The 13343-nt window shown below is 62.3% G+C and carries 8 protein-coding genes; 6 read left to right on the top strand and 2 right to left on the bottom strand.

The window, feature by feature from the left end; all coding sequences use genetic code 11:
- The first annotated feature begins 86 nt into the window (after nucleotides 1-86).
- From AAEZ06_RS07445 to nagE, 5 genes are read left to right on the top strand one after another with little or no spacing between them, the layout of a single operon-like run.
- Complete coding sequence (locus AAEZ06_RS07445) at nucleotides 87-845, top strand: GntR family transcriptional regulator (RefSeq protein WP_350613685.1); 759 nt, start codon at nucleotides 87-89, stop codon at nucleotides 843-845.
- Between the two features lie 10 nt (nucleotides 846-855).
- Nucleotides 856-1962 carry an N-acetylglucosamine-6-phosphate deacetylase gene (nagA, locus tag AAEZ06_RS07450; protein ID WP_149411611.1) on the top strand — a complete coding sequence of 369 codons (1107 nt, stop codon included), beginning with the start codon at nucleotides 856-858 and terminating at the stop codon, nucleotides 1960-1962.
- Nucleotides 1955-2965 carry an SIS domain-containing protein gene (locus tag AAEZ06_RS07455; protein ID WP_371923874.1) on the top strand — a complete coding sequence of 337 codons (1011 nt, stop codon included), beginning with the start codon at nucleotides 1955-1957 and terminating at the stop codon, nucleotides 2963-2965. Before nagA ends, AAEZ06_RS07455 begins: the two co-directional genes overlap by 8 nt.
- 36 nt (nucleotides 2966-3001) lie before the next feature.
- Entirely contained in the window at nucleotides 3002-5515 is a 2514-nt protein-coding gene (ptsP, locus tag AAEZ06_RS07460; RefSeq protein ID WP_350613688.1) for a phosphoenolpyruvate--protein phosphotransferase, read from the top strand.
- A gap of 26 nt (nucleotides 5516-5541) precedes the next feature.
- On the top strand, nucleotides 5542-7248 hold the full coding sequence (nagE, locus tag AAEZ06_RS07465; RefSeq protein WP_350613689.1) for an N-acetylglucosamine-specific PTS transporter subunit IIBC: 1707 nt from the start codon (nucleotides 5542-5544) through the stop codon (nucleotides 7246-7248).
- 93 nt (nucleotides 7249-7341) lie between these two features.
- Here nagE and AAEZ06_RS07470 read toward each other — a convergent pair whose 3' ends face one another.
- Both AAEZ06_RS07470 and purL read right to left on the bottom strand, forming a co-directional pair.
- Nucleotides 7342-7653 (bottom strand): YqfO family protein, encoded by a 312-nt coding sequence (locus AAEZ06_RS07470; protein ID WP_350613690.1) that lies wholly within the window; start codon nucleotides 7651-7653, stop codon nucleotides 7342-7344.
- A gap of 4 nt (nucleotides 7654-7657) precedes the next feature.
- Entirely contained in the window at nucleotides 7658-11554 is a 3897-nt protein-coding gene (gene purL, locus AAEZ06_RS07475; protein WP_149411615.1) for a phosphoribosylformylglycinamidine synthase, read from the bottom strand.
- Between the two features lie 286 nt (nucleotides 11555-11840).
- On the opposite strand from purL, the gene mltF reads away from it, so the two are divergent.
- Nucleotides 11841-13301: a membrane-bound lytic murein transglycosylase MltF gene (gene mltF / locus AAEZ06_RS07480; protein WP_149411616.1), complete on the top strand. Its 1461-nt coding sequence runs from the start codon at nucleotides 11841-11843 to the stop codon at nucleotides 13299-13301.
- The last annotated feature ends 42 nt before the right edge of the window (nucleotides 13302-13343 follow it).

Raw genomic sequence — 13343 nt, forward strand, 5'->3', positions numbered from 1 at the left:
GCAGCATTGACATGGTATTTAAGTGGTATTAATTTCCAGCCACTACCGGGCGACAACACTCCAATAACGCATCGGAAACCCTACAGATGAATCCCATCCTGGCCCTGCGCCCCGACGGTAAACAATCCACGCCGCTGTACCTGCAACTGGCCCGCAAGCTGGAAGCGGCGATTCATGCTGGCCAGTGGAAATCCGAGCAGGCGTTGCCGTCGGAACGCACCCTCAGCGAACTGTTGAGCATTTCCCGAGTAACCGCCCGCAAGGCATTGGAAGTGCTGTTCGAACAAGGCCTGATCCGTCGCAGCCAAGGCTCCGGAACCTTCATTACCCCGCGCCTGGAACAGCCGTTGTCACGCCTTTCGGGGTTCAGCGAGATGTTGCGGCTCAAGGGTTTTGTCCCAAGCTCCCAATGGCTGGAGCGGGAAATCACCCCGCCCACCCACGAAGAACTGATCCGCCTGTGCCTATCGCCCACTGACAAGGTGGTGCGGCTCAAGCGCCTGCGTAAGGCCGATGACACGGTGATGGCTATCGAAATGAGCGCACTGCCCGCCTCGATCATCCCCAACCCGCAGGCCATTGGCAGTTCCCTCTACGAATACCTGGAGGGCATCGGCAAGCCCATCGTTCGCGCGCTGCAGCACATCCAGGCAATCAACGCCTCGGACGAGTTCGCCGCACTGGTGGGCATCGCCCCCGGCACCGCCATGCTGCTGATGACCCGAGTCGGCTACATCGAAGACAACACTCCGATCGAAATCACCGATACCTACTGCCGCAACGACTACTACGACTTTGTCGCAGAGCTGCGCCGCTATGACTTTGCCGCTGAATTGCGGCCTTAGAGAACTGCCCATGTCCGAAGACAATATCCTCACGCCTCAAGGCTGGATTCGCGGCCGCCTGGTGCACCAGCACGGCAAAGTCAGCGCCGTTGAAGGCAGCCCGTGCGACCCTGGCGACAACGACCTGCCGTACCTGCTGCCGGGCTTTATCGACTTGCACGTTCACGGCGGCGGCGGCAAGGACATCATGGAAGGCGCCAGCGCCTTCGAGACCATCACCCGCACCCACGTGCGCTTTGGCACCACCTCGCTGCTGGCCACGACCATGACCGCGCCGGTGGACGAAATCTCCAGCGTGCTCGACGCCCTCGGCCGCTTCTGCGAAAACCGCCCGGCGGGCAGCGCCCGCGTGCTTGGTGTGCACCTGGAAGGCCCTTATATCAACCCCGGAAAACTCGGCGCACAACCGAACTTCGCCCACACCGCGCTGATGAGCGAAGTTGAGGAATACCTGCGCCTGGCGCCGATCCGGGTGATCACCATTGCCCCGGAAATCGCTGGCCACGACGGTCTGATCCGCGCCCTCAGCGGACGCGGCGTGCGCATGCAGATCGGCCATACCCTGGGCAGCTACGAAGAAGGCGTCGCCGCCCTCGCTGCCGGTGCCACCAGTTTTACCCACCTCTACAACGCCATGAGCCCGCTGCATCACCGCGAGCCGGGCATCGTTGGCGCTGCATTGGCCCACGCCAAATACGCCGAGCTGATCCCCGACTTGCTGCACGTTCACCCCGGTGCCATGCGCGTGGCCTTGCGGGCGATTCCGTGCCTGTACTGCGTCACCGATTCCACCGCTGCCGCTGGCATGCCCGACGGCGAATACAAGCTGGGCAGCCACACCGTGACCAAATGCCTGGGCGGCGTGCGCCTGGCCGACGGCACCTTGGCCGGCAGCACGCTGACCATGGATCAGGCGCTGCGCAACCTGGTGAAAATCGGCCTGCCCATCAGCGAAGCCTCACAACGCCTGTCGCAATTTCCCGCCGATTACCTGGGGCTTACAGAACGCGGCCGCCTGCAACCCGGCAGTTTTGCCGACTGCGTGCGCCTGGATCGCTCCCTGAACCTCACCGACGTAATGGTCGAAGGAGAAACCATTGACTTCAAAAATGCTTGAAGAGGCCCTGGCCTCCTGCGACGCCGTCGAGGCTCAACTGCAACGCCTGGAACCAATGCTGGTGGAGGTTACCGGACGCTTGCGTCGCCAGCCGCCGCAAGTGGTGTTGACCATCGCCCGTGGCAGCTCGGATCACGCCGCCAGCTACTTTGCCTACCTAACCATGCAGCACCTGGGGATTCCCGTGGCGTCGTTGCCGATGTCGGTGGTGACCATGTTGCAATCGCCGCTCAAGGTCAGTGGCCAGGTGGCCTTCGGTTTCTCCCAGTCGGGGCAAAGCCCGGACCTGGTCAACAGCCTGCGCCTGCTGCGCAAGCGTGGCGCCTTGAGCATTTCGCTGGTCAATGCCGAGGACTCACCACTGGAAGCAGCCTGCGAATTCCATGTGCCGCTGTGTGCCGGGCCCGAACGCAGCGTCGCCGCCACCAAAAGCTTTATCGCCACCTTGAGCGCCAGCGCCCAACTGATCGGTCACTGGAACCAGGAAACCGAACTGCTGCAAGCCTGCAAAGCCCTGCCCGACGGCTTGCGTGAAGCCGCCAAACAGGACTGGAGCCTGGCCATCGACGCCCTGCGCGACTGCCAGCAGTTGATGGTCATCGGCCGTGGCGCCGGTTTTGCTATCGCTCAGGAAGCCGCGCTCAAACTCAAGGAAACCTCGGCGATCCAGGCCGAAGCCTTCAGCAGCGCCGAAGTACGCCACGGGCCGATGGCCTTGATCGGTGACAACTACCCGCTGCTGGTGTTCGCCCCACGCGGTGCCGAACAGGCCGGTTTGCTGAGCCTGGCCGCCGATATGCGCCAACGCGGCGCCCGCGTGTTGCTGGCCGCACCCGATGACATCGCCGAACGTGACCTGACCTTGAGCCGCGCCGAACACCCGGCCCTTGATCCGATTCTTGCCATCCAGAGCTTCTACGTGATGGCCGCAGGCCTGGCCGAAGCCCGAGGCATGGACCCGGACCAGCCGCGTCACCTGAGCAAAGTGACCCGTACCCACTGAGTTGATTTTTGCGCATTCCTGATGAGTACCGTGCCCATGTCCCACAATAATAATGACCTCACCCTCAGCGCCCCCCTCAGCGGGCCGGTACTGACCCTGGGCAGCGTTCCCGACGAAGTGTTCGCCAGCGGCGCCATGGGCGATGGCATCGCCATCGACCCGATTAATGATTGCCTGCATGCGCCCTGCGATGGGGTCATCATTCATGTCGCCCGTACCGGGCATGCGCTGACGATTCGCGCCGATAACGGCGCCGAACTGCTGCTGCACGTGGGCATCGACACCGTGGAGTTGAACGGCGAAGGTTTTGAGCTGTTGGTCGAACAAGGCGCGCGGGTCCGTAATGGCCAGCCGCTGGTGCGCTTCGAACTGGATCGCATCGCCCGCCAGTGCAAAAGTCTTATCAGCCTGATCATTCTCACCAACAGTGATCAATTTGCGCTGCGACCGCTTGCATTGAACGCGGTGAACGTCGGGGAACCGCTGTTGCAGGTGGTCGCACACGGTTCTTCGCCAGCGCAACAGCAGGCGGTCGATGACTCAATCGCGCAAGCCAGCGCCAGCATTCGCATCACTCACCGTGGCGGTTTGCATGCCCGCCCCGCAGCCTTGATCCGCAAAACGGCGCAGGGTTTCAGCAGCCAGGCGCAGTTGCATTTCGCCGGCAAGTCGGCGTCCTGCGACAGCCTGATCGGCTTGATGGGCCTGGGTATCGGTGAACAGGACGACGTTCAGGTCACTTGCCGTGGCAAGGATTGCGACGCGGCGCTGCAAGCGCTGATCGCCGCCTTGTCGGTGGCGGTCCATGCACAAACCCATGCGCCGGTGGCCGTCGCTACTCGTCGCGCCAACAGTGAACCCGGCGTGCTGCAAGGTGTATGCGCCGCGCCTGGATTGGTGTGTGGGCCACTGTTTCGACTCAATGGCATTGAGCTGCCGAAAGACACCGGCAACCACGTCGCCGAGGAGCAACTGCGTTTGCTCGACAACGCCCTGGAACAAGTGCGCAACGATATCCGCGACACACTGGCCCAAGCCCGGCGGCACAAAGACATTGAAGAAGAGGAAATCTTCGCCGCCCACCTGGCGCTGCTGGAAGACCCGGCGCTGCTGGTGGCCGCCGGTGTCGCCATCGCTCAGGGCCGCGCCGCTACCCACGCCTGGCGCGATGCGATCCAGGCCCAGTGCGCCGTACTGCTGGCATTGGGCAAACCCTTATTGGCCGAGCGCTCCAATGACTTGCGGGATTTGCAGCAGCGCGTGCTGCGGGTGCTGCTGGGTGAAGCCTGGCACTTCGAATTGCCCGCCGGCGCCATTGTTGCGGCCCATGAATTGACACCGTCGGACCTGCTGCAACTGAGCGCACAAAACGCCGCCGGTATCTGCATGGCCGAAGGCGGCGCGACCTCCCATGTGGCGATTCTGGCACGGGGCAAAGGCTTGCCTTGCGTGGTCGCACTGGGCTCGGCCGTATTGGATGCGCCCCAAGGCCAACGGGTTGTGCTCGACGCCATCAACGGTCGCCTGGAGTTGGCCCCCGATGACGCGCGCCACGCACAAGTCCATCAGATACGCGAGGCACAAAAACTCCGCCGCCAGCAGCAACAAACCCAAGCCCAGGCGCCCGCCCGCACCCTGGATGGCGTAAGTATCGAGGTGGCCGCCAATGTCGCCTCCAGCGCTGAAGCGCAGATGGCCCATGAAAACGGCGCCGACGGCGTCGGCCTGTTGCGCACCGAATTCCTCTTTGTCGACCGCCGCACCGCGCCCGATGAACAAGAGCAGCGCCAGGCCTATCAAGCCGTACTGGATGCCATGGGCGACAAGTCGGTGATCATCCGCACCATCGACGTCGGCGGCGACAAACAACTGGACTACCTGCCGCTGCCCGCCGAAGCCAACCCGGTGTTGGGCCTGCGGGGCATACGCCTGGCCCAGGTCCGCCCGGAACTGCTGGACCAGCAACTGCGCGCCCTGCTCCAGGTCAGCCCGTTGCAGCGCTGCCGCATCCTGTTGCCGATGATCAGCGAAGTGGACGAGTTGCTGCACATCCGCCAACGCCTGGATGAGCTGTGCATTGAGCTGAAACTGACCCAACGCCCGGAGCTGGGGGTAATGATCGAAGTACCGGCCGCCGCCTTGATGGCCGAGCAACTGGCCGAGCATGCGGACTTCCTGTCCATCGGCACCAATGACCTGTCCCAGTACACCCTGGCCATGGACCGCGACCACGCCGGCCTCGCCGCCAGGGTCGACGCCCTGCACCCGGCGTTGCTACGCCTGATCGCCCAGACCTGCGCCGGGGCGGCCAAACACGGCCGTTGGGTCGGCGTATGCGGCGCCCTGGCGTCCGACCCGCTGGCCACACCGGTGCTGATCGGCCTGGGCATCAACGAGCTGTCGGTAAGCCCGCTGCAAATCGGAGAAATCAAGGACCGCGTCCGCCACCTGGACGCGGCGCAATGCCGGCAATTGAGCCAAGGCCTGCTTAACCTGAGCAGCGCCAAAGCCGTTCGCCAAGCCTGTCAACACCACTGGCCGCTGAGCTGACAACAACAAGAAAAGGGAGACACGCCATGTACCAATATTTCATCGAAGGGTTGCAACGCCTGGGCCGCGCGCTGATGCTGCCGATCGCGATCCTGCCGATCGCCGGCCTGCTGCTGCGCCTGGGCGACACCGACCTGCTGAACATCGCCGTGATGCACGACGCAGGGCAAGCGATCTTCGCCAACCTGGCGTTGATCTTCTCCATCGGTATCGCCGTGGGGTTTGCCCGAGACAACAACGGCACCGCAGGCTTGGCCGGGGCCATTGGCTACCTGGTGATGATCTCTACCCTCAAGGTGATGGACGCCAGCATCAATATGGGCATGCTCGCCGGGATCGTCAGCGGGCTGATGGCCGGCGCGCTGTATAACCGTTTCAAGGACATTAAGCTGCCCGAATACCTGGCGTTCTTCGGTGGGCGGCGGTTTGTGCCGATTGTCACCGGTTTCTCGGCGGTCGGCCTGGGCGTGGTGTTCGGCCTGATCTGGCCGCCGATCCAGCATGGCATCAACAGCTTCGGCGTATTGCTGCTGGAAAGTGGCAGCTTCGGCGCATTCATCTTCGGCGTATTCAACCGCCTGCTGATCGTCACTGGCCTGCACCATATCCTCAACAACATGGCCTGGTTTGTGTTTGGCAGCTTCACCGACCCGGTGACCGGCGCGGTGGTCACTGGCGATTTGACCCGCTATTTTGCCGGCGACCCCAAGGGCGGCCAGTTCATGACCGGTATGTTCCCGGTGATGCTGTTCGGCCTGCCCGCAGCCTGCCTGGCGATGTACCGCAATGCCTTGCCGGAGCGGCGCAAGATCATGGGCGGGATCTTCCTGTCGATGGCATTGACCTCGTTCCTCACCGGCGTCACCGAGCCCATCGAGTTCGCCTTCATGTTCCTCGCGCCGCTGCTGTATCTGCTGCATGCGCTATTAACCGGCCTGTCGATGGGCATCACTAACCTGCTGAACATCCACTTGGGCTTTACCTTTTCCGGTGGTTTTATCGACATGGTCCTCGGCTGGGGCAAGTCCACCAATGGCTGGCTGGTGGTGCCGGTGGGCCTGGCCTACGCGGTGGTCTACTACACGGTGTTTGATTTCTGCATCCGTCGCTTCAACTTGAAGACACCGGGGCGCGAAGACATACAGGTCGTGCGCACCGAAGCCATGACCGACAACCAGCGTGCCGGTGCCTACATTCGTGCGCTGGGCGGGGCTGACAATCTGCTCAGCGTGGGTGCCTGCACTACGCGTCTGCGCCTGGACATGGTGGACCGCAACAAGGTGGTGGACGCCGAGCTCAAGGCATTGGGTGCGATGGCCGTGGTTCGTCCCGGCAACGGCGGCAGCTTGCAGGTGGTGGTAGGGCCGATGGCCGACAGCATTGCTGACGAGATTCGCCTGGCCATGCCGTCGTTTGTCGGAACGGCACCAGTGATTGCTGCGCCTGTTGAAAAGAGCGCACAGGTCAATGTTCACGAGGCCGAGAAATGGCTGAATGCCCTGGGCGGTCGGGCCAATGTGCTGCAACTGAATACCGTAGCCATGACGCGGTTGCGGGTGGAATTAGGGGATGGTTCGGTGTTGTCGCAATCCCAGCTCAGGGCGCTTGGCTGCCAGGGTGTAAGCCAGCTGGAAAGCGGCATTTGGCACTTGCTGATTGGTGACAAGGCATCGGGGTTGGGTGAGGCCCTGGAGCGGTTGGTCCGTGACCGTGAAATAGGGGCCAGAGCCTAAATCTCTACTGGCCCGCGATGAGGCCCTCACAGCCAACAAAAAACCCGCTGACCATTCAGGCCCAGCGGGTTTCTTGTTTTTACAGCCAGCGAATCAAAAATCCGCCAACTGCCACACCTCATAAGCCGGCGTCTCATAGGGATGGCTAAGCTTCAACGCAGCCACAACGGCCTTGATCAACTCATCCGCCGCCACCAACTCAACCTTCCATTCCTCAACCACTTCAACCTGCCCCACCTGGCCGATAAACGGCTGGCTGCCGTCCATCGGGCGGAACTGGCCGCGGCCCAGCACTTGCCAGGCGCAGCTGTCGTAGTGGCCGATGCGCCCGCCGCCAGCTGCGAAGACGGCGGTTTTCACCGTGTCCACGTGACTGTCGGGCACAAAGAAGCTGAGCTTGTACACGGCCTTAGTTCACCCACACACGAGCGTTGCGGAACATGCGCATCCACGCGCCGTCTTCGTTCCACTCTTCCGGGCGCCAGGAGTTCTGCACGGCACGGAAGACACGCTCCGGGTGCGGCATCATGATGGTGACGCGACCGTCGCGGCTGGTCAGCCCGGTGATCCCGCGCGGCGAGCCGTTCGGGTTGGCCGGGTAGCCTTCGGTGACCTTGCCGTGGTTGTCGACGAAACGCATGGCCACACAACCGGACAAGTCAGCTTCCAGCAACGCTTCTTCGCTTTCGAACTCGGCATGGCCTTCACCGTGGGCGATGGCGATTGGCATGCGCGAACCGGCCATGCCACGCAGGAAGATCGAGTTCGATTCCTGCACCTGGACCATGGCCACACGGGCTTCGAACTGCTCGGAACGGTTGCGCACAAAGTGCGGCCAGAACTCGCTGCCTGGGATCAGTTCGCTGAGGTTGGACATCATCTGGCAACCGTTGCACACACCCAGGGTGAAGCTGTCGTTGCGCTCGAAGAAGCCCTGGAACGCATCGCGGGCGCGGCTGTTAAACAGCGCCGACTTAGCCCAGCCTTCACCGGCACCCAACACATCGCCGTAGGAGAAACCGCCGCAGGCCACCAGGCCTTTGAACTCGTTGAGATCAACGCGACCGGCGAGGATGTCGCTCATGTGCACGTCAATCGCATTGAAGCCGGCACGGTCGAACGCGGCCGCCATTTCCACCTGGCCGTTGACGCCCTGCTCACGCAGTACGGCAACCTGTGGGCGAATGCCTTTCTTGATGTACGGCGCAGCGATGTCCTGGTTGACGTCGAAGCTGAGCTTGGTGCTCAGGCCCGGGTTATCTTCTTCCAGGATCACGGCGAATTCCTGCTCGGCGCAGTCGACGTTGTCCCGCAGGCGCTGGATCTGGTAGCTGGTCTCGGCCCACTGGCGTTGCAGCAGACGGCGCTGGCCTTCAAAGACGGTTTCGCCGTTGAAGACGATGTTGATTTCGCCGTTGTTGATCGGCTGGCCAACCACTGCCACGCAGTCGCCCAGGCCGGCCGCGCTGAATTGCGCGAGCACGTCCGGGGTGGCGTCCTGGCGAACCTGGATTACGGCGCCCAGTTCTTCGTTGAACAGAATCGCGGCGATGTCCGCAGATGTTTCCGCCAGGCCGTCGAGGTTCAGGCTCAGGCCGCAGTGACCGGCGAAGGCCATTTCCACGGCGCTGGTCAGCAGACCACCGTCGGAACGGTCGTGGTAAGCCAGCAGGTGACCGTCGGCGTTCAGGCCCTGGATCACGGCGAAGAAGGCTTTCAGGTCTTCGGCGTCGTCAACGTCCGGCGCGTGCTTGCCGAGTTTGCCGTGAACCTGGGCAAGGATCGAGGCGCCCATGCGGTTCTGGCCACGGCCCAGATCGATGAGGATCAGGTCAGTGGTGCCCTTGTCCATGCGCAGTTGCGGGGTCAGGGTCTGACGAATATCGGTGACCGGCGCAAAGCCGGTAACGATCAGCGACAGCGGCGAGGTGACGCTCTTGTCCACGCCGTCATCGTTCCAGCGAGTGGCCATGGACATGGAGTCCTTGCCCACCGGGATGGTGATGCCCAGCTCAGGGCACAGCTCCATGCCGACGGCTTTAACGGTGTCGTACAGACGGGCGTCTTCACCTGGGTGACCGGCAGCGGACATCCAGTTGGCCGACAGCTTGATGTCAGAGATCTTGCCGATGCGCGAAGCGCAGATGTTGGTCAGGGTTTCACCGATGGCCATGCGGCCCGACGCTGGAGCGTCCAGCAGGGCCAGCGGCGTGCGCTCCCCCATGGCCATGGCTTCACCGGTGTAGACGTCGAAGCTGGTGGCGGTGACGGCAACGTCGGCCACAGGAACCTGCCACGGGCCGACCATCTGATCACGGGCAACTAGACCGGTGATGGTGCGGTCGCCAATGGTGATCAGGAAGCTTTTGCTGGCAACAGCCGGGTGGTGCAGGACGCGCTCCACGCAATCGGTGATGGCCAGTGTCGACGGATCGAAGTCGTCGCCCAGTTCGATTTCGCGGACCGCCGAACGGTGCATGCGCGGGGCCTTGCCCAGCAGCACTTCCAGGGGCATGTCCACCGGGCTGTTGCCGAAGTGGCTGTCGGTGACCGTCAATTGCGGCTCGGCAGTGGCTTCGCCGACCACGGCAAACGGGCAACGCTCACGTTCGCAGATCGCCTGGAAACGCTCGAAGTCCGCAGGGCCAACGGCCAATACGTAGCGTTCCTGAGATTCGTTGCTCCAGATTTCGTGCGGGGCCATGCCCGGCTCGTCGTTTGGAATGTTGCGCAGTTCGAAGCGGCCGCCACGGTCGCCATCGTTGACCAGTTCCGGGAAGGCGTTGGACAAACCGCCTGCGCCGACGTCGTGGATGAAGCTGATTGGGTTCTTGTCACCCAACTGCCAGCAACGGTCGATGACTTCCTGGCAGCGACGCTCCATCTCTGGGTTTTCGCGCTGTACGGAAGCGAAGTCCAGGTCCGCCGAGCTGGTGCCGGTGGCCATGGAGGAAGCGGCGCCACCGCCCAGGCCAATCAGCATCGCTGGGCCGCCGAGGACGATCAGCTTGGAGCCGACGATGATTTCGCCTTTCTGTACGTGTTCGGCGCGGATGTTGCCCAGGCCGCCGGCCAGCATGATCGGCTTGTGGTAACCGCGCACTTCATCACCGTGAGGGGTGGTGATGGACTGCTCGAAGGTACGGAAGTAACCCGTCAGGGCCGGACGACCGAATTCGTTGTTGAACGCGGCGCCGCCCAGCGGGCCTTCGATCATGATGTCCAGTGCGGTGACGATGCGCTCAGGCTTGCCGTACGGCACTTCCCACGGCTGTTCAAAGCCCGGGATCTGCAGGTTGGACACGGTGAAGCCGGTGAGGCCAGCCTTTGGCTTGGCGCCACGACCGGTGGCACCTTCGTCGCGAATCTCACCACCAGAACCGGTGGCTGCGCCCGGGAACGGGGCAATCGCGGTCGGATGGTTGTGGGTCTCGACTTTCATCAGGATGTGCACCGGCTCCTGCACCGCGCCGTACTGGCGGGTTTCAGGGTCCGGGAAGAAACGGCCGGCAACACTGCCGACGATGACCGAGGCGTTGTCTTTATAAGCCGACAGAACGCCTTCGCTGTGCATCACGTAGGTGTTCTTGATCATGCCGAACAGACTTTTTTCCTGGCTCTGGCCGTCAATGTCCCAACTGGCGTTGAAGATCTTGTGGCGGCAGTGCTCGGAGTTGGCCTGGGCGAACATCATCAATTCGATGTCGTGGGGGTTGCGCGCAAGACCTGTGAAGGCATCGACTAGGTAGTCGATTTCGTCTTCAGCCAGGGCCAGGCCCAGTTCGGTGTTGGCTTTTTCCAGGGCGCGGCGACCGCCGCCGAGCACGTCAATCGCGGTTAGCGGCTTGGGCTCGGCGTGGCTGAACAGGCCGGCGGCCTGTTCCAACTGGCTGACGATAATCTGGGTCATGCGGTCATGCAGGCTGCTGGCGATCAGCTCGGCCTCGGCATCGCTGAACTGGCCGGCGACATAGAAGGCGATCCCGCGTTCCAGACGCTGGATTTTTTCCAGGCCGCAGTTGCGGGCGATATCGCTGGCCTTGCTCGCCCAGGGCGAGATAGTGCCGAACCGTGGCAGGACCAGGAACAAGCGACCGGTGGGCTCTTGAACGGGAACGCTGGGGCCGTACTTCAGAAGACGCGCCAGCACTTGCTGTTCGTCGGCGGTCAAGACGCCGGTAACGTCGGCGAAGTGAGCAAATTCAGCATACAAGCCACTGACAGCCGGGACTTTCTGGCTCAGTTGCTCAAGGAGTTTGCTGTGGCGAAAGGCAGAAAGGGCAGGAGCGCCGCGCAGGATCAACATCTTCGGGACAGCCTCGGGAAGGGGTGTGCTTTGAGGCCGTGCATTCTAGCGTAAACCGCCGCCAACGGCACCCGAAACGCTACCTGTGGCCGCTGCCGGACGTCAGTTGGCCCGACTGCACGGCTGCCAGGACGCCATCCCGGTCATTTCAGGCAGTTATTTTAACCGTCACAATCGCGCGCCAAGGCCCATTTCTGCGGGCTGCAGCTTAGGTTTTCGGGCGCTAGCAGACAACAGCCACGCTGTCGATATATGGCGCCGGGGGTCCTTTGCGTATACTGCGCAGATGTTCTCCCCAACTGCTTTATGCCCGCGTTGCGCCAAATGGCTCTTCGCAATCGGACTCTTCCTGATGCTCAGCGCCTGTGTTGATAACCCCAGCGCGCTAGAGCGGATCAAGGAGGATGGCGTATTGCGGGTGATCACCCGAAACAGCCCGGCCACCTATTTCCAGGACCGCAACGGCGAAACCGGTTTCGAATACGAACTGGTCAAGCGCTTTGCCGAAGACCTGGGGGTGAAGCTGGAGATAGAAACGGCTGACAACCTCGACGACCTGTTCGGTCAGCTTGGCAAACCCAACGGCCCGGTACTGGCCGCCGCCGGCCTGGTCAGCAGCGAGCAGCGCCGCCAACTGGTGCGCTTCTCCCACCCTTACCTGGAAGTCACCCCGCAGATCATCTACCGCAACGGCCAGTCCCGCCCTACCAACGCGACGGACCTGGTGGGCAAGAAGATCATGGTGCTCAAGGGCAGCACCCACGCCGAACAACTGGCCGAGCTGAAGCAGAAAAATCCCGCCATTGAATACGAAGAATCCGACGCCGTTGAGGTGGTCGACCTTTTGCGCATGGTCGACGAAGGCCAGATCGACCTGACTCTGGTGGACTCCAACGAAGTGGCAATGAACCAGGTGTACTTCCCCAACGTACGGGTCGCCTTCGACCTGGGCGACGCCCGCAACCAAAGCTGGGCCGTGGCCGCCGGTGAAGACAACAGCCTACTCAACGAGGTCAACAGCTTTCTGGACAAGGTGGAGAAGAACGGCACCCTGCAGCGTCTAAAAGATCGCTATTACGGGCACGTCGATGTCCTTGGCTATGTCGGCGCATACACCTTCGCCCAGCATTTGCAGCAGCGCCTGCCCAAGTACGAGAAACACTTCAAGGCTTCGGCCAAGGAAGAAAAAGTCGATTGGCGGCTGTTGGCGGCCATCGGTTATCAGGAATCCCTATGGCAACCGACGGTCACCTCCAAGACCGGCGTGCGCGGTTTGATGATGCTGACCCAGAACACCGCCCAGGCGATGGGCGTGTCCAACCGCCTGGACGCCAAGCAAAGTATCAAGGGTGGCGCCAAGTACCTGGCCATGATCAAGGGTGAATTGGACGACAAGATCCAGGAACCGGACCGCACCTGGTTTGCCCTGGCAGCCTACAACGTGGGCGGCGGCCATTTGGACGACGCCCGCAAGCTGGCCGAGAAAGAAGGCCTGAACCCGAACAAGTGGCTGGACGTGAAGAAAATGCTGCCGCGCCTGGCGCAGAAGCAGTGGTACAGCAAGACCCGCTACGGCTACGCCCGGGGCGGCGAGCCAGTGCACTTTGTGGCCAACATCCGGCGCTATTACGACATCCTGACCTGGGTGACGCAGCCGCAGCTGGAGGGGAACCAGGTGGTTGAAGGCAACCTGCATGTGCCGGGTGTAGACAAGACAAAACCGGCCGAAGAAACCCCGCAACTATAAAAATGCGGCCCCTCAAACAATGTAAAAGTCTGTGGAAGCCAG

Source organism: Pseudomonas sp. HY7a-MNA-CIBAN-0227, assembly GCF_040310325.1.
Lineage (GTDB): Bacteria > Pseudomonadota > Gammaproteobacteria > Pseudomonadales > Pseudomonadaceae > Aquipseudomonas.